Raw genomic sequence first — 650 nt, 5'->3', positions numbered from 1 at the left:
GTCTCAAGATGTGCAAGAAATGGTGGCTCAAGCAGACACGGGCGCACGTAACCCTTCGGGAGTGCAAGGACGAATCCTTTGGTTAGTCCCTCTGTGTTGGTCACTATTTCAATTATGGTACGCCTCCCCGCTACCATTTATTTTCAATTTTGGCGTACTGAATGACACTGAAGCGCGAGCGATTCACCTCACTTTCGCGATATTTTTGGCCTTCACTGCTTATCCAGCAATGAAGAACTCTCCGCGGGATCACATTCCTCTTGTGGATTGGATTCTCGCGTTAGCGGGTAGCTTTTCGGCTGCCTATATCTACCTTTTCTACACCGAACTCGCAGGACGTTCCGGCGCGCCCACCACTGCCGATATTGTGGTTGCGGTCGTTGGCATGATATTGCTACTTGAAGCGACTCGTCGTGCATTAGGGCCTCCGCTAATGGTTGTGGCCGCCGTGTTCCTGACTTACACGTTTGCTGGCCCATACATGCCAGATGTCATAGCCCACAAAGGCGCAAGCTTAGGTAAAGCGATGTCGCATCTGTGGCTAACCACCGAAGGGGTATTTGGTGTTGCGTTAGGTGTATCCACTTCTTTCGTATTCTTGTTTGTACTGTTTGGCGCGATGCTAGAGCGTGCGGGTGCGGGTGCTTACT

General features: G+C 51.4%; 1 pseudogene. It reads left to right on the top strand.

Annotation, left to right across the window (positions count from 1 at the left end):
- Positions 1-650, top strand: a pseudogene (locus tag R7Q11_RS26990) (C4-dicarboxylate ABC transporter); the annotation flags it as partial.

This window comes from Vibrio sp. 970, from assembly GCF_033339075.1.
This window is presented reverse-complemented; position numbering and strand designations above follow the sequence as displayed.